General features: G+C 73.3%; 16 protein-coding genes. 8 read left to right on the forward strand and 8 right to left on the reverse strand.

Features of this window, described 5'->3' with window-relative positions:
• Nucleotides 1-8: 8 nt before the first annotated feature.
• The 4 genes from BJ999_RS13820 to map all read right to left on the reverse strand — a co-directional run bounded on the left by BJ999_RS13820 (nt 9) and on the right by map (nt 3,622).
• Complete coding sequence (locus BJ999_RS13820) at nt 9-725, reverse strand: metal-dependent hydrolase (RefSeq protein WP_179833677.1); 717 nt, start codon at nt 723-725, stop codon at nt 9-11.
• 204 nt (nt 726-929) lie between these two features.
• Complete coding sequence (locus BJ999_RS43510; protein WP_179833678.1) at nt 930-2,003, reverse strand: DNA polymerase ligase N-terminal domain-containing protein; 1,074 nt, start codon at nt 2,001-2,003, stop codon at nt 930-932.
• A 19-nt stretch (nt 2,004-2,022) separates the two neighbouring features.
• Complete coding sequence (locus BJ999_RS13830) at nt 2,023-2,712, reverse strand: ComEA family DNA-binding protein (protein ID WP_179833679.1); 690 nt, start codon at nt 2,710-2,712, stop codon at nt 2,023-2,025.
• Nucleotides 2,713-2,770: 58 nt separating this feature from the next.
• Nucleotides 2,771-3,622 carry a type I methionyl aminopeptidase gene (gene map / locus BJ999_RS13835; protein ID WP_179833680.1) on the reverse strand — a complete coding sequence of 284 codons (852 nt, stop codon included), beginning with the start codon at nt 3,620-3,622 and terminating at the stop codon, nt 2,771-2,773.
• 69 nt (nt 3,623-3,691) lie between these two features.
• Between map and BJ999_RS13840 the strand changes: the two genes are divergently transcribed.
• Nucleotides 3,692-3,868 carry a hypothetical protein gene (locus tag BJ999_RS13840; protein WP_179833681.1) on the forward strand — a complete coding sequence of 59 codons (177 nt, stop codon included), beginning with the start codon at nt 3,692-3,694 and terminating at the stop codon, nt 3,866-3,868.
• On the opposite strand, the gene BJ999_RS13845 is transcribed toward BJ999_RS13840, so the two are convergent.
• Nucleotides 3,869-4,465: a hypothetical protein gene (locus tag BJ999_RS13845; protein WP_179833682.1), complete on the reverse strand. Its 597-nt coding sequence runs from the start codon at nt 4,463-4,465 to the stop codon at nt 3,869-3,871.
• Between the two features lie 92 nt (nt 4,466-4,557).
• Between BJ999_RS13845 and npdG the strand changes: the two genes are divergently transcribed.
• The 4 genes from npdG (at nt 4,558) to BJ999_RS13865 (ending at nt 7,561) form a co-directional block, all read left to right on the forward strand.
• Entirely contained in the window at nt 4,558-5,250 is a 693-nt protein-coding gene (gene npdG, locus BJ999_RS13850; protein WP_179833683.1) for an NADPH-dependent F420 reductase, read from the forward strand.
• Nucleotides 5,251-5,287: 37 nt separating this feature from the next.
• A complete protein-coding gene (locus BJ999_RS13855; protein ID WP_179833684.1) occupies nt 5,288-6,400 on the forward strand; it encodes a potassium channel family protein in 1,113 nt (370 codons plus the stop codon).
• 77 nt (nt 6,401-6,477) lie between these two features.
• Nucleotides 6,478-6,801 carry a hypothetical protein gene (locus BJ999_RS13860; RefSeq protein ID WP_179833685.1) on the forward strand — a complete coding sequence of 108 codons (324 nt, stop codon included), beginning with the start codon at nt 6,478-6,480 and terminating at the stop codon, nt 6,799-6,801.
• A 10-nt stretch (nt 6,802-6,811) separates the two neighbouring features.
• Nucleotides 6,812-7,561, forward strand: a complete 750-nt coding sequence (locus BJ999_RS13865) for a hypothetical protein (RefSeq protein WP_229809891.1) — start codon at nt 6,812-6,814, stop codon at nt 7,559-7,561.
• A gap of 116 nt (nt 7,562-7,677) precedes the next feature.
• On the opposite strand, the gene panB is transcribed toward BJ999_RS13865, so the two are convergent.
• Entirely contained in the window at nt 7,678-8,529 is an 852-nt protein-coding gene (gene panB / locus BJ999_RS13870) for a 3-methyl-2-oxobutanoate hydroxymethyltransferase (protein WP_179833686.1), read from the reverse strand.
• 152 nt (nt 8,530-8,681) lie between these two features.
• On the opposite strand from panB, the gene BJ999_RS13875 reads away from it, so the two are divergent.
• The 3 genes from BJ999_RS13875 (at nt 8,682) to BJ999_RS13885 (ending at nt 13,122) form a co-directional block, all read left to right on the forward strand.
• On the forward strand, nt 8,682-10,244 hold the full coding sequence (locus BJ999_RS13875) for an MFS transporter (RefSeq protein ID WP_179833687.1): 1,563 nt from the start codon (nt 8,682-8,684) through the stop codon (nt 10,242-10,244).
• Between the two features lie 29 nt (nt 10,245-10,273).
• On the forward strand, nt 10,274-10,903 hold the full coding sequence (locus BJ999_RS13880) for a TetR/AcrR family transcriptional regulator (protein WP_179833688.1): 630 nt from the start codon (nt 10,274-10,276) through the stop codon (nt 10,901-10,903).
• 98 nt (nt 10,904-11,001) lie between these two features.
• The gene (locus BJ999_RS13885) at nt 11,002-13,122 is read left to right on the forward strand and encodes a SpoIIE family protein phosphatase (protein ID WP_179833689.1); all 2,121 of its coding nucleotides are present in this window, start codon (nt 11,002-11,004) and stop codon (nt 13,120-13,122) included.
• Nucleotides 13,123-13,150: 28 nt separating this feature from the next.
• On the opposite strand, the gene BJ999_RS13890 is transcribed toward BJ999_RS13885, so the two are convergent.
• Both BJ999_RS13890 and BJ999_RS13895 read right to left on the reverse strand, forming a co-directional pair.
• Nucleotides 13,151-14,941 (reverse strand): NAD+ synthase, encoded by a 1,791-nt coding sequence (locus tag BJ999_RS13890; protein WP_179833690.1) that lies wholly within the window; start codon nt 14,939-14,941, stop codon nt 13,151-13,153.
• A gap of 32 nt (nt 14,942-14,973) precedes the next feature.
• A complete protein-coding gene (locus tag BJ999_RS13895; RefSeq protein ID WP_308427157.1) occupies nt 14,974-16,233 on the reverse strand; it encodes an MDR family MFS transporter in 1,260 nt (419 codons plus the stop codon).
• Nucleotides 16,234-16,247: the final 14 nt, after the last annotated feature.

Below are 16,247 nucleotides of genomic sequence, written 5' to 3' on the forward strand. Positions count from 1 at the left end.
GGAACGGATCAGCCCCTGGTCAGCCACTGGGCGGTGATGTCGCCGAGCACGGAGCGGACGGCGAGGATCGCGATGCCGAGGATCAGGACCGGCATCACCACCCACCGCTCCACCTTGCCGTCCGTCCGCGGGACGACGGGGGCCTCGATCCGCCACGGCAGCGGCCAGAACACCGGACAGCCCCGCGGCGTCAGGCAGTCGCCGACGACATGGGCCAGGCAGCCGAGTGTCACCGCGAACCCGACGAAGCTCATATCGATCTTGTGCATGAGCCAGACGGCGATCAGGGCCAGCGCGCAGTCCGCCAGCGCCGACTGCGGCTCCTTGCCCTCGAAGTCCAGCCCGATGCCGCGCAGCCCGAGCCCCACGATCATGAACAGGCAGGCCCACCAGCCCCAGATGTAGTGGGTGGCGAGGGTGTCCATCGCCCAGCCGATGCCGACCGCGAACAGGATCGAGTGGGTCGCGTGCCGGTGCCCGCCCGACAGCTTCCCGATCCACTTGCACATGTGGTTCGTGATCGGCCCGAAGGTGTTGGCGATCCGGCCGTTGTGGTGGTCGATGTCCGGCAGGATCGCGGCGCCGGCGCACACCACGGCGCCCGCCATGATCTGCTCCGGCGACAGCGCCACGGCGTGCTCGCCGAGCAGCCGCTCCTGCCCGATGACCGGGACGGCGCCCAGCCATGCCAGCGCACCGCTCAGGGCATGCGTCTTGCCCATCATGTGCCGTTCCCCCGCTTCCAGCGCGTACGCCGCCCGTCTCAGGGCGGGACTCTAATCCGCTCCTGATCGTTTTCGGCGAAGACGCGCCGAACGGGGCGTCACGTCCTTTTGATGCCCGGAGGCTTCCGCCGGTTCCGCCCGGAACGCAGTGCTTTCCGCGCTTCCCGCGCGCGCCCGGGGCGGGTCAGGCGGACCGGCGGCGGGTCAGCGCCGCTTCCCTGGCCGGGACGGGACGAGCCGCCAGGCGCCGGACTCCTCGCCCGGCTCGTATGGGGAGTCCAGGCGCTTCGCGACGACGCCGGGCAGCCCCTGGTCGCGTGCCGCCTCCAGGACGGCGCGGCCGTCGCCGGGGTACCAGGGGGCCGTCTGCCACCGCGGGCCCGACAGGCCGAGGTCGTCGAGCCGCTCCCGCCGCTCCCGGTAGGGGACGTCCAGCAGCGGGTGCCCGTCCAGATGCGGCACGTCGTAGATCATGTAGGTCTCGCGGCCGTCCAGGACGGCCAGCTCCCCGTCCAGCAGCGCGGGCCGGACGCCGAGCTGCGCCCCGAGCCGGGAGCCGAGCCCGCCGGGACCGTCCACGGCGCGGCCCCGCGCGTCGGTGAACCGGGTCCGGCCGCCCTCGACGTAGGCGGCCAGCCGCTTGCCGCCCCACGCGAACTCGAACCCCCAGGCCCGCGGATCGCGCGGCAGGCGGGCGCGCTCCTGCGGCCGCATCGGGCGCAGCGACTCCGGCAGCGGCTCGGCGTCCGGATCCGCGGGCGGGTCCATGCGGTGGATCATCCAGTTCCTGCCGCGCGTCCTGAACAGCACGTAGCGGCCGGACACGCGGGAGCCGTGGATGACGACCTTCACCTCGCGCTCGGACCACTTCTCGGTCTCGTAGGTCCCGCGGTCCCAGATGGTCATCTTCCCGGCGCCGTACTCGCCGCGCGGGATCTCGCCCTCGAAGGTGGCGTACTCCAGCGGGTGGTCCTCGGTGTGCACCGCCAGGTGGTTGGTGTCCGGGCTCCACGGCAGGCCCTTCGGCACGGCCCACGAGACGAGCACGCCGTCGCGTTCGAGCCGCAGATCCCAGTGCAGGCTGGTCGCGTGGTGCTCCTGGACGACGAACGTGTCGTCGTCCCCGCGCGGCAGAGCCTCGTCGCCGCGCGGCGGCGCCTCGTTCCCGGGAACGGGCTCCGGCGTCCGCCCGGGGTCCCGCCTGCCCCGGTACTCGGCGAGCCGGTCGCCCTCGCGGGCCGGGGGGCCGGCGTGCTTCTCGGGTTTCTTCGGGGTCACGCCCGCTGCATACCCGCGCTCAGCGGATGAAGACGGCGTAGTCGGCCAGATCGCCGGTGAGGGAGGGCGGGAGCCCCGCCACCGCGGACAGCTCCTCGGCCGACACGAACCCGCCCGTCTCGGCCCGGACCCGCTCGATCGTGGCCGCCAGCTCCGCGGTGATGCCGGGCAGCAGCGTCAGCGCCTGCGCGGGCGCGTGGTTGACGTCGACCAGCCCGCCGTCGTTGTACTGGCGCGGCAGGTCGGGCCGTCCGATGCGCAGCTCCTTGGCGAGCCCCGGGTCGGACGCCGCCAGCACCCGAGCCTTCTCCCGCAGCAGCCGCTGCCGCTTGACCCGCTCCACCACGGCCTCGTTGTCCACGCCCGACAGCCCGTGCGGGTCGAACACCCGCCGCCGGATCAGGAAGGCGTGCCCGCAGCCCACCACCGCCAGGACGGACATCAGCATGCCGGCGATCCGCACGGTGCCCTGCTCCTCGTCGGTGCCGGAGAGCAGGGACAGCATCAGCACGAACACCCCGGCGTACGCGGCCGTCGACACCAGCAGGTGCAGGCTCCGCCGCCACAGCAGCGCGGCGGCGAACGTGAGGGGGGTGGCGAAGCCGAGGGTCAGGAACGGCAGCGCCGCCCACGTCACGCTCAGCGCGGCCCGCCCCGGCGGCATGCTGTCGGAGGGAACCCTCGGCTCGTACGGCGCTGGGGCGTTCATCTCTGGAGAGTCTCCCGGGCCGGATGTGGGCGAATCGGACTCTAGACCGAGGGATGGGTCACGGCAGGGTGAGGATTTCGTGGCCGTCCTCGGTGACCAGCAGCGTGTGCTCGAACTGCGCCGTGCGCCTGCGGTCCTTGGTCACGACCGTCCAGCCGTCGGCCCACATGTCGTACTCGTGGGTGCCGAGGGTCAGCATCGGCTCGACCGTGAACGTCATGCCCGGCTCGATGATCGTCGTGGCGGCCGGGTCGTCGTAGTGGGGGACGACGAGGCCGGAGTGGAACGTCGTGCCGATCCCGTGCCCGGTGAAGTCGCGCACCACGCCGTACCCGAACCGCTTGGCGTAGGACTCGATGACCCGCCCGATCACGTTCAGCGCCCGGCCGGGCTTGACCGCCCGGATGCCGCGCATGGTCGCCTCGCGGGTGCGCTCCACCAGCAGGCGCGACTCCTCGTCCACGTCCCCGCACAGGAACGTCGCGTCGGTGTCGCCGTGCACGCCGTCGATGTAGGCGGTGATGTCGACGTTGATGATGTCGCCGTCGCGCAGGACCGTGTCGTCCGGGATGCCGTGGCAGATCACCTCGTTGATCGAGGTGCACAGCGACTTGGGGAACCCGCGGTAGCCGAGCGTGGAGGGGTAGGCGCCGTGGTCGAGCAGGAACTCGTGCCCGACGGCGTCCAGCTCGTCGGTGGTGATCCCGGGCCGGACGTGCTTGCCGACCTCCTCCAGCGCCTGCGCGGCGATCCTCCCGGCGACCCGCATCCGTTCGATGGTCTCGGGCGACTTGACGTCCTGCTCGCCCGTCCGCGGCCGCTTCTTCCCCACGTACTCCGGGCGCGGAATGTTCGAGGGAACCTTGCGCAGGGGGGAGACGCGTCCGGGTCGGAGCAACTGGGTCGTCATAGTGATGGAGTGTAGTCAGCGCGATCCTGGCAACAATCCCGTGCCAGCGCATGATCGAGAGGAGCGCCGATGGCCGGTGACGACGGTGACTGGTGGTTCTGCCTGAAGCACATGAAGCCCGAGCACGGGGCCGGCTGCCCCGGCAAGGACCGGATGGGCCCCTACACGACCGAGGGCGAGGCCGCGGACGCGATGGCCATCGCCCGCGAGCGCAACGAGGCGTGGCGCAGGCAGAACGAGGACTGACTAGTCGAGGACCGGGCCGGAGACGGCGTCGAGGAGGCGGGCGAGGCGGCGCCGGAGCCCGCGCGGGCTCCGCGCCGGCTCCCCGCCCGCGGCCGCGCTGACGAGGTGCTGCGCCCCGTCGAACGACATGAGGGCCTGGTCGGGCGGGACGGTCAGCGCCTCGTGGGCGAGGCCGCGCAGCTCGCGGTCGCCGCCCTCCAGCGCGAGGACGGTCGCCCCGGTGCGGCGCGCGTCGTCCACCCGCTCCAGCAGCGGGACGGGCGCCCCCTCCTCGGCGACGACGAACAGCGTCTCGCCGCGCCGCGCCGCCTCCAGCCGCTCCAGCCCGATCCGCAGGTGCGCGGGCACGTCGGCCGGCGGCTCCCAGCGCACCAGGGTGGGGGCGAGGCCCGGGGCGCCGCCGAGCCGGCTCTCGTCGTCGAGGTGCGCCGCCAGATGCCACGGGTCGCCGGCCGGCGTGCCGACCAGCAGGAGCCCGCCCGGGGTGCGGGACGTGACGCGCAGCGCCCGGCCGAACTCCTCGGTCCGCTCCAGCCAGCCCGTCGCCGACAGGACCTCGCGCAACATCGAAATCTGCTCGGCGTCCACGGGCACCATGGTGCCTCACCCCGCGTCCCGGGCAGGGCCCTTTCGGTGATGCGGCAGCCCGGCGCCGGGCCCTCCGAGACCCGCCTGGCAGACTCGGCCGCATGACTGAGCAGCAGAAGACGCCGTACGACCTTCCCGACGCGAGCGATCTGACCATCGGCATCCTGGGCGGGACGGGGGACCAGGGCAAGGGCCTCGCACGCCGGTTCGCGCTGGCCGGGCACCGGGTGACGATCGGGTCGCGCAAGGCCGAGCGCGCCCGGGCCGCCGCCGACGAGCTCGGCGCGGACCTGCCCGTGTCCGGCGCGGAGAACCCGGTCGCGGCCGGGGAGTCCGACGTCGTGGTCGTGGCGGTGCCGTGGGACGGGCACAAGGCCACGCTGGAGTCGCTGCGCGCCGAGCTGGCCGGCAAGATCGTCGTGGACTGCGTGAACCCCCTCGGCTTCGAGAAGGGCAAGGGCGCGTTCGCGCTGCCGGTCGAGGAGGGCAGCGCCGCCGAGCAGGCCGCCGCCGTCCTCCCCGACAGCCGGGTCGTGGCCGCCTTCCACCACGTGTCGGCCAGGTTGCTGCTCGACCCCGAGGTGGACGAGATGGAGCTGGACGTCCTGGTCCTCGGCAACGACCGGGAGGCCACCGACCTCGTCCAGGCCCTCGCCGGGCGGATCCCCGGCATGCGCGGCGTCTACGGCGGGCGGCTGCACAACGCCCACCAGATCGAGGCGTTCACCGCGAACCTCATCTCCATGAACCGCCGCTACAAGGCCCACGCCGGTCTGCGCATCACGGACGTCTGACCGTCCCCCGGACCGGCCGTCCCGATACGGTGCCAGGATGGATCGTCCGGACGCGGCGCGACGGCCGCTCGTCCTGCTGCCGTCGGCCAGGACCGGGCCGCTGCGCGCGGTGGCGAAGCGGGTCGGGCTGGCCTTCGTCCTGCTGCTCCTGGTGGTGGCCGTCGTCTACCTCGACCGCGGCGGGTACCGCGACACCGGCGACGGGCGGCTGTCGCTGCTGGACGCCTTCTACTACGCCTCGGTGACCATGTCCACGACCGGGTACGGCGACATCACCCCGGTCGGGGACGGCGCGAGGCTCGTCAACATCGTGTTCATCACGCCCGTCCGGGTGCTGTTCCTCATCGTCCTCGTGGGCACCACCCTTGAGGTGCTGGCGGAACGCACCCGCGACGACTGGCGAACGTCCCGCTGGAGGGCACGCGTGCGCGACCACATCGTGGTGGCGGGTTACGGCACGAAGGGCCGCAGCGCCATCAGGACCCTGCTGAGCACCGGCGTGCCACCCGAGTCGATCGTGGTCGTGGACCCCGACCCGCGGGTGGTGGCCGAGGCCGCCGAGGCCGGGTTCGCGGGCGTCGTCGGGGACGCGACCCGCAGCTCGGTGCTGAGGCAGGCCTCGGTCCAGCGGGCCCGCGAGATCGTGGTGGCGAGCGCCCGCGACGACACCGCGGTGCTGATCACGCTGACCGCCCGGCAGCTCAACCCGCACGCCGGCATCCAGGCGGCGGTGCGCGAGTCGGAGAACGTCCCGCTGCTGCGCCAGTCCGGCGCCGACCACGTGGTGACCTCGTCGGAGGCGGCGGGGCGGCTGCTCGGGGTCTCCACCACGCAGCCGAGCGTCGGCGAGGTCATCGAGGACCTGCTGGAGCAGGGGAGCGGCCTCGACCTGGTGGAGCGCGAGGTCCATCCGGACGAGGTCGGCGGCCCCCTCGGCGCGGTCCGCGCCCCGGCGCTGGCGGTGGTGCGGGACGGGCGGCTGCTGCCGTTCGACGCCGCCGGCTGCGCGGTCCTCGAACCGGGCGACCGGCTGATCGTGGCGCGGTCCTCCTCCCGGCGCCGCGGTCCCTCCGGGCCGGAGGAGCAGGACGGGCGGGACGGGCAGGAGGGGGCCGGGCCGCCGGACGGTCCCCGCGAGGGCGATCACTGACCGGACGGGGAGCGGTTTCGGCCTGCGGCGCGTCCTAGTCCTGACATACCATCGCAGTGGCGACAGGCAGGGTGGAGATGAGAGAGAACCGGTCGGCAGATCCGTGGAGCGCGTTCCTGGCCCCTTCCGGGCGGAGCGGCGGGGTCCGGCCGCCGGGCGCGGCGCCCGCCGGTGAACCCGGCCTCACCGCCGGGTACGACGAACCCGGCGCGGAGGACGCGTGTCGCCGCGTGCTTGCGCAGTTGCGGGCGGCGAACGGCCCGCTGTCGCTGGAGCAGATTCACCACGCGACCCGGCTCGGGCTGCTGGAGGTCGCCGACGCCGTCGACGCGTTGCGCGAGCGCGGCCTCGTCGCGGTGGAGCGGGAGATCGACGAGGTCGTCCGGCTGACCGGGGAGTGACCGCGGCCCGATGATCGGATACGTCGTCGCCGTCTCGCTGAGCTGCCTGGTCGGCATCGCCGAGCTGGTCAGCCGGTACCGGGACCGGCCCACCACGCTGGTCCGGGTGCCGAGCACCTGGGCGTACGTGCTGATCAACGGGGGAGCGGGAGCGGGCTCGCTGCTGCTCCTGCACACCTTCGACTGGCGGTTCGGCGTCCAGTCGACGCACGTCGCCGAGGCGACGCAGGTGCTCGTGGCGAGCCTCGGCTCGATGATGGTGTTCCGCAGCGCGGTGTTCACCGTCCGGGTCGGCGACGAGGACGTCGCCGTCGGGCCGAGCACGCTGCTGACCTCGCTGCTGGCCGCCGCCGACCGGGGCGTCGACCGGATGCAGGCCAAGACCCGCGCGCACGAGGCGGGCGAGATCATGCGGGGCGTCTCGTTCGCCAAGTCGCGGCTCGCGCTGCCGACGTACTGCCTCGGCCTGCTGCAGAACGTGTCCGCCGAGGACCAGGCCGACCTGCGCACGGCCGTGGACGCGCTCGCCGGCAGCGAGATGACCGACGGCCAGATGGCCCTCAACCTGGGGCTGCTGCTGATGAACGTCGCCGGCCCCGACGTGCTGCGCTCCGCCGTGGACACGCTCCGCGACGAGATCACGGCGGACGGCGCGGCCCTGCGCCGCCTCCCGGGGCCGCGTGACGGCCAGGACCACGAGAACGGCCGGCCCGGTGGCGGGACACGGCCCGAACGGGTCCGCTCCGACCCCGACCAGTAGCGAGGGTCGCCCAGCCTTCCCGGCCGCGTGACACGGCCGGAGACCACACACGGCCGCGCCGGGGGCGGCGCGGCCGTGCGGGGGTGGGCCTGGTTCGGCGCTGAGGCCCGTGCCCGCTAGTGGTAGGTGTGCTCCGGGGCCGGGTAGACGCCGCCGACGACCTCGTCGGCGTAGGCGCGGGCCGCCTCGCCGAGCAGGGTGTTCATGTCGGCGAACTTCTTGACGAACTTCGCGGTGTGCGGGGTGAGCCCGGCCATGTCCTGCCAGACGAGGACCTGCGCGTCGGTCTGGTTGCCGCCGCCGATGCCGATCGTCGGGATGGACAGGGACGCCGTGACGCGGGCGGCGAGGTCCTCGGGCACGCATTCGAGGACGACGGAGAACGCGCCCGCCGCCTCCAGGGCCTTGGCGTCGGCCATCAGCTCGTCGCCGTCCTGGCCGCGGCCCTGCACCCGGTAGCCGCCGAAGACGTTCACCGACTGCGGGGTGAGGCCGAGGTGGCCCATCACCGGGATGCCGGCCGCGACCATCGCCTCGGCCTGCGGGATGATCCGGCGGCCGCCCTCCAGCTTGATCGCGTGGGCGCCGGTCTCCTTGAGGAACCGGGTGGCGGCCGTCAGCGCCTCGGTGACGCCGGTCTGGTAGGAGCCGAACGGCAGGTCGGCGACGACCATGGCGCGCTTGGAGCCGCGGACGACGGCCGCGGTGAGCGGGATCAGGTCGTCCACGGTGACGGGAATGGTCGAGTCGTAGCCGTAGACCACCATCGCGGCGGAGTCGCCGACGAGCAGCACGGGGATGCCGGCCTCGTCGAAGATCCGCGCGGTGAGCGCGTCGTAGGCCGTGAGCATCGGCCACTTCTCGTGCCGCTGTTTCGCCGCGGCGATGTCGCGTACGGTCACCCTGCGCCCGCTCGTACCGCCGTAGAGTGCGGTCGGCTGTGCCGGGGGTGCGACAGAAGAAGACATGCAGAACCTCCGCTGGTCTTGAGGCGCCACTGTGGCGTACCCAGACGAAACCGATGGTGCCACCTGGCCAACGATTCGGATACCCCTCCCCATTCCAGAATTTCTCCGCCGGGCCGGGAACAGATTCCGAAACGATACCGTTGCGTATCGACATGGACCCCCAGACGATCCAGCGCCGCCGGTGGTACATCCTCGGCGTCCTGACCATGAGCCTGCTGGTGGTGGTGCTCGACAACACCATCCTCAACGTCGCGCTCAAGACCATCGCCGACCCGGACAAGGGCCTCGGCGCCACCCAGAGCCAGCTCGAATGGGCGATCAACTCCTACACGCTGGTCTTCGCGGGCCTGCTGTTCACCTTCGGGGTGATCGGCGACCGGATCGGCCGCAAGCGCGTGCTCGTCGGCGGCATGGCGGTGTTCGCCGTCGCCTCGCTGGTGTCGGCGTACGCGCAGTCGCCCGAGCAGCTCATCTACGCCCGCGCCCTGATGGGCCTCGGCGGCGCCGCGGTCATGCCGCAGACGCTGTCGATCATCACCAACGTCTTCGAACCGCACGAGCGCGCCCGCGCCATCGGCATCTGGGCCGGCGCGGTCGGCCTCGGCGTCGCCATCGGCCCGCTCACCGGCGGCCTGCTGCTCGCCCACTTCTGGTGGGGCTCGGTCTTCCTCATCAACGTGCCGGTCATCGCGGTCGGCGTCACGCTGATGGCCTTCCTCGTCCCCGAGTCGCGCAACCCCGCCCCCGGCCGGCTCGACCCGGTCGGCGTGGTGCTGTCGGTCATCGGGCTGGTCGTCCTGTCGTACGGGATCATCCAGGGCGGCGAGAGGGGTGACTGGCTGGAGCTCTCCGTGCTCGGCCCGATCCTCGCCGGCGCCGCCGTCCTCGCCCTGTTCGTGTGGCACGAGGCCCGCACCGTCTCACCGGCGTTCGACGTCAGGCTGTTCAAGGACGCGCGCATGTCGGCCGCCGTCGCGTCCATCGCGCTGTGCTTCTTCGCCGCCACCGGCGTGTTCTTCTTCGCCAACTTCTACATGCAGTCGGTGCGCGGTCTGACGCCGCTGCAGTCCGGCGCCATGGTGCTCCCGTTCGCGGTCGCGCAGCTCGCCTTCGCCCCGCGCAGCGCCGCCATGGTGCGCCGCTTCGGCGCCAAGGCGGTCTGCACGATCGGGCTGCTGCTGGTCAGCGTCGCGCTGGCGAGCTACCAGTTCGTCGGCGTCCACACCTCCCTGTGGATCCTCGGCGCGATCTTCTTCGTGCAGGGCGCCGGGATGGCCAACGTGATGCCGCCCGCGACCGAGTCGGTCATGTCGGCGCTGCCCCGCGAGAAGGCCGGCGCCGGATCGGCCATCAACAACACCGCCCGCCAGGTCTCGGTCGCGATGGGCGTGGCCGTGCTCGGCTCGGTCGTCGCCTCGGTCTACCGCGGAGACCTGCGCGACGAGCTCGCCGCGCTGCCCGCCGGCGCGCGGCAGGCCGCCGCCGAGTCGATCGAGGGCGCGCACGCCGTCGCCGCCCAGATGGGCCCCGCCGGGCAGGGCCTCGTCGGCCCCGCCGACGCCGCCTTCGTGCACGCCATGCACGCCGCGTCCGTCGCCGCGGCCGTGATCTCCTTCCTCGGCGCCCTGGTCGTCCTGAAGTGGATGCCGGGACGCGTCGCGGCGCCGCCCGCGCAGGCGCCCGCCGAGCGGCGGCCGGAGAAGGCCCCCGTGTGACGGGGCCGGTGTGGCAGGGTGAGGGGATCATGACCGAGACCGAGCGGCGGCAGGCGGGGCGGCCTCGCAGCGAGCGCGCCGGCAAGGCCATCGTCGAGGCCACCCTGGACCTGCTGGCCGAGGAGTCGGGGGTGGCGGGCGTCTCCATCGAGGCGGTCGCCGCCCGCGCCGGCGTCGGCAAGACGACGATCTACCGGCGCTGGCCCAGCAAGGAGGCGCTGATCGTGCACGCGCTCGGCGCCGTGAAGGAGCCGCTGCCCGAGCCGTCCGGCGCGTCCGCCCGCGAGGACCTCACCGTGATCGCGCGGCGGCTCGCGGGCGACCGGCACCGCCGGTACTCGCGGTGCTTCTGGAACGTCGTCGGCGGCGCGGAGAAGCACCCCGAGCTGTACGCCCGCTACCGGCAGGAGGTCATCGAGCCGCGGCGCGACGTCATCCGCAGGGTGATCCGGCGCGGGGTCGACTCCGGGGAGCTGCGCCCCGATCTCGACGTGGAGGTCGCGATGTCGCTGCTGCTCGGCTCGCTGACCGCCAAACGGCCGCAGGAGACGTTCCCCGAGGGGTACGCCGAGGCGGTCGTCGACACCCTCCTCAGGGGCATCGAGAGCGACCGGGAGACCCGTCCAGAGGCGGACATCGGGCGGTTTTCGGCGCGGTAAGCGCGATCTTCTCCCCCTACCGCGGAGTCATGCCCCATACTGTCGCTGGGTAGTGCTGAGACGACCGGCTGTCTGGAGCGCGTCAGGTGAGATCCGTCATGGCGCCGCGAGGCGATGCGCCAGCCACCGATTCGGCGTCCCGGACCCTTGTCCTGGGCATCGACGGTGCTCGGCACATCGTGCAGTGCGGCCCCAACGCCAAGGCCGTCCTCGGCCGTGCCCCCGAGGAGCTGATCGGCCGCCCCGCCACCGACCTGGTCGGCGACGAGGCGAAGGCCGAGCTGGAGACGCTCCTGGAGGCCAACGGCGGCGGGCAGGAGCGCAACGGCGTGATGGGCGTGCTGCGCGGCGACGGCGGCGCCCCCGCCGACGCCCTCCTCACCGTGCAGCCGATGCTCGGCGGCAGCACGGGCGCGGCGCCCGCCGCGCTGCTGTTCATCCGGGTGGAGCTGCCGCCGAGCGAGCGCTACCAGGACCCGGCCCTCATGCGGCGCGCCCTGATGGACGACCCGCTCACCCGGTTCGGCGCGACGCTCGACCTCGACCAGTCCGCCCGCGGCCTCGTCGACGTCGTCGTCCCGCACTTCTGCAACGTCGCGTCGGTGCTGGTGCTGGAGAGCCTGGTCGCCGCCGACGAGGTGCACGCCGAGTCCGGCTCGGCGGTGCTGCGCCGCATCGCGGTCACCTCCGACGACGGCAACCCGGCCTGGACGTCCACGTTCCCCGTCGGCGAGGTGCTCGTCTTCCCGGAGGGCACCCCGTACCGGCAGGTGATGGAGACCGCCCGGCCCGTCCACCTGCCGCACATCGCGGTGGACGCCGCGAGCGAGATCGGCCGGCTCTGGCGGCGCGGCCCGGCGGGCGAGCTGCTGTCCAACGTGTCGATGGTGCTGCTGCCGATGATCGCCCGCGACACGCTGCTCGGCTTCATCGCCTGCACCCGCATCCCCGGTTTCCGCAAGTTCGACGCCTACGACGTCGAGATCGGCATGGAGTTCGCCGCCCGCGCCGCCATCGTCATCGACAACGCCCGGCGCTACAGCCGCGAGCGGGCCACCGCGCTCGCTCTGCAGCGCAGCCTGCTGCCGATGCGGCTGTCCGCGCCCTCCTCGGTCGAGGTCCGGCACCGCTACCTGCCGGGCAGCAAGCTCGTCGAGGTCGGCGGCGACTGGTACGAGTCGATCGCGCTGCCCGGCGCCCGCGTCGCCCTGATCGTCGGGGACGTCGCCGGGCACGGCGTCCGCGCCGCCGTCACCATGGGGCGGCTGCGCACCGCCCTGCACACGCTCGCGAACCTGGAGCTGCCGCCCGCCGACGCGCTGCACGTCATGCACGAGCTGATGATCGAGCTGGGCGAGCAGGAGCCGCACTTCGCCACCTGCGTCTACGCGGTGTACGACGCGACCACCGGCACCATCGAGATCGCCTCCGCCGGGCACCTGCCGCCCCTGCTGGCGAGCCCGACCGGCGACAACGAGTACCTGGAGGTCCCGCCCGCCCCGCCGCTCGGCGTCTCGGGCGGCTCGGCCATCGAGAGCCGCGAGTTCCCCGTCGAGGACGGCAGCCTCTTCGTCATCTACACCGACGGCCTGGTCGAGAACCGGGGCCGCGACATCGACGACGGCCTCGCCCGCCTCCAGAAGATCTTCGGGCGCGACTCGGTCGACCGTTCCATGGAGGACCTCGCCAAGACCACCCTCGCGGGCGTCTACGCCGACCAGCACCGCGACGACATTGCCGTCCTGATCGCCCGGCTGCGCCGCCTCCCCCCGGACCGCTACTCCTCCTGGACGCTGCCCGCCGACCCGGCCGCCGTCCGCCGCGCCCGCGGCCTCGTCAGCACCCGCCTGGCGGAATGGGACCTGGAGGACCTCGACTACACCACCGAACTGCTGGCGTCCGAGCTCATCACCAACGCGCTCCGCTACGCGCACGGCCCCATCGAGCTGCGCCTCCTGCTGGAGCGCACCCTCGTCCTGGAGGTCCTGGACCGCTCCGCCGCACTGCCGCGCCTGCGCCGCGCCGAGGACGACGACGAGAACGGCCGCGGCCTCCTGGTCGTCAGCCAGCTCGCCCACCGCTGGGGCAGCCGCCGCACCGCAGCGGGCAAGGTGGTCTGGTGCGAGCAGATCGTCCCCGGCGTCGACCCCGACGCCTCGGAACAGGTCCCCGCCTGGCCCGAAGAGGCCTGGCCCGGCGAACTCCACCACCGCGAGTAGAGCTGCCCACCCAGGGCCGCCCCCTGGGCTAACTCAGCTTTTCCCGCCAGCGGTTGGTGATGGGGAGTCGGCGGTCGCGGCCGAAGTTCTTGGGCGTGATCTTGGGGCCGGGCGGGTACTGGCGGCGCTTGTACTCGGCGATGTCGACGAGGCGGATGGCGCGTTCGACCAGGGCCGGGTCGTGGCCGGCCTTGACGAGGGCGTCGCGGCCCATGTCGCGCTCGACGTAGTCGGTCAGGATCGGGTCCAGGACGGCGTAGTCGGGGAGGGTGTCGCGGTCGCGCTGGTCGGGGCGCAGCTCGGCGGACGGCTCCTTGACGATGATGGCCTCGGGGATGGGCTCGTGCGCGAAGGGGTGCAGGAGCGGTGAGTCCTTGCCCGCCTGCGCGTTGCGCCAGCGGGCGAGGTCCCAGACGGTGAGCTTGAAGACGTCCTTGATGGGGCCGAAGCCGCCCGCGGAGTCTCCGTAGAGGGTGGAGTAGCCGGTCGCCAGCTCGCTCTTGTTACCGCCGGTGAGGACGAGGTGGCCGTCCTCGTTGGACAGGGCCATCCACACGTTGGCCCGGATGCGGGCCTGGAGGTTCTCGGCGGCGAGGCCGTGCAGGTCGAGCTGCTCCTCGAACGCCTCGACCATGCCGGCGATGGGGACGATGCGCGAATGGACGCCCTGCCGCTTGACGAGCTCCTCGGCGTCCACGACGGAGCCCTCCGAGGAGTAGCGGCTCGGCAGCAGGACGGCGTGCACGTGCTCCGGGCCGATGGCGTCGGAGGCGATGGTGGCGACGAGCGCCGAGTCGATGCCGCCGGACAGGCCGAGCACGACGGAGCGGAAGCCGTTCTTGCGGACGTAGTCGCGGGTGCCGAGGACGAGCGCCGCGTACACCTCGGCGAGGTCCTCCAGGGGGCGCGCGACCGTCCGCGGCTCCGCGGGGTAGGCGGGCAGCGGGTCGGCCGACAGGACGTGCCGGTCGATGGTGATCGTGGTGCCGTCCTGGGCGTCGACGCGGACGGGGCCCGCCTCGGCGGCCGGGCCGGCGGCCGGCAGGTCGAGGTCGGTGACGAGGAGGTGCTCGACGAACTGGGGGGCGCGGGACAGGGGCGAGCCGTCCGGGCCGACGATGACCGAGTCGCCGTCGAAGACGAGCTCGTCCTGGCCGCCGACCATGTTGACGTAGGCGAGCGCGCAGCCGGCCTCGCGGGCGCGGCCGGCGCACAGGTCGAGGCGGGCGTCGTCCTTGTCGCGCTCGTAGGGGGAGGCGTTGATCACCAGCAGCAGCCCGGCGCCCGAGGCGCTCGTGACGCTGACCGGGCCGCCGTCCTGCCAGAGGTCCTCGCAGATGGCGGTGGCGACGTCCACGCCGTGCAGCCGGACGACCGGCAGCCGGTCGCCGCGCGCGAAGATCCGGTACTCGTCGAACACGCCGTAGTTGGGCAGGTGGTGCTTGGCGGAGCGGACGAGCACCTCACCGCGGTGCAGCCACGCGGCGGCGTTCAGCGGCAGGCCGCCGGGCCGGCCGGGGCGGGCCCCGCCGGCCGGCGGGCGGTCGAGGTAGCCGGTGACGACGGGCAGGTCGCCGAGCCCTTCGTCGGCGAGCCGGCGGGCGAGGTGCTGGAGGGCGTCGCGGGACGCCTCCACGAAGGACGCGCGCAGCGCGAGGTCCTCCACGGGGTAGCCGGTCAGCATCATCTCCGGGAATGCGACGAGGTGCGCGCCCGCCTCGGCGGCGCGGCGCGTCCACGTCAGAATCTGGTCGGCGTTGCCGTCGAGGTCGCCGACGGTCGAGTTCACCTGCGCGAGCGCGAGCCTGAGTTGTGCCACGGTCCAAGCGTAGAACGCCGGACCCGGTTTCGTCACTTTGACGAGAAGTGGACGCCGAGCACGGCGGCCCGCCGGCGCCGGATCGCGGGGGCGAGCGCGAGCTGCGCCGCGGCGGCGGCCAGGGCGAGAGCCGCGCAGGTGAGCCACAGTGCGGGCGCCCCGCCGGCGCCGAGCAGCTGGGTGCCGCCGAGGGGCGCCAGCAGGAATCCGCCCGACCACGCCATCCCGTACAGGCCGCCGTACCGGCCGCGCAGGCCGGCGGGCGCGAGGTCGGCGACCACGGCCTGCAGGACGGACGCGGCGATGATCTCCCCGAGCGTCCACACCAGGATCGTCGCGGTGTAGGCGGGCACGGACGAGGCGAGCGAGGTGAGCCCGTAGCCGACCCCGACCAGCGCGAAGCCCGCCGCCAGCACCAGGCTGTGGTCGCGCCGTGCCAGCCACGCGTTCACCAGCGGCTGGACGATGATGATCAGCACGCCGTTCGCCGCGATCGCCAGGCCGTAGGACCGCGGGCCGAGCCCGTCCTCCTTCATGGCGAGCGGCATCGTCGTCATGCCCTGCATGAGCACGAACGTGTAGAGGAGGGTGACCAGGACGTAGCCGACCATGACCCGGTCGCGCAGCACGCGGCCGAACCCGCCCGTCCGCTCGGCGCGGGCGTCGCGGGTCCGCGTCTCCGGGATCGCCCGCCACACGAGCAGGCCGAACGCCGCGCAGGTGAGGGCGTCGATCCAGAACAGCCACAGGAAGCCCTGCTGCGCGAGCGTCCCGCCGAGCACCATGGCGACCGCCCAGCCGAGGTTGATCGCCCAGAACAGCAGCCCGAACGCGCGGGGGCGGTCGGCGGGGGAGATGATGTCGGCCACCATCGCCTGCGCGGCGGGCCGGTACATGTCCAGGAGCAGGCCGAGCACCAGCGCGGCCGCGAGGATCGCGGCGAGCCCCTGGGCGTAGCCGAGCGCGAGCATGGCCGCGCCGGTGCCGACGGTCGCGAGCGTCAGCGTCGCCCGGCGGCCGATGCGGTCGGCGAGCATGCCGCCAGCGAGCTGCCCGGCGAGCGAGCCCGCGCCCAGCACGGCCATCGTCACGCCCGCCTGGGTCAGCGACAGCCCGCGCATGGTCGTCAGGTAGAGGCCGAGGAACGGCTCGACCATGGTTCCGAGGCGGTTGAGCAGGGTCCCCGCCCACAGCACCCAGAAGGGCCGGGGGAAGCCGCCGACCCTGGGCCCGAGGAACGCCGCGAACCTGCCGGGAGCGGGCCCGACAGGGGTCTTTTCCAGAGTGCTCACTCGCACGATGGTGG

Source organism: Actinomadura citrea (assembly GCF_013409045.1).
GTDB lineage: Bacteria > Actinomycetota > Actinomycetes > Streptosporangiales > Streptosporangiaceae > Spirillospora > Spirillospora citrea.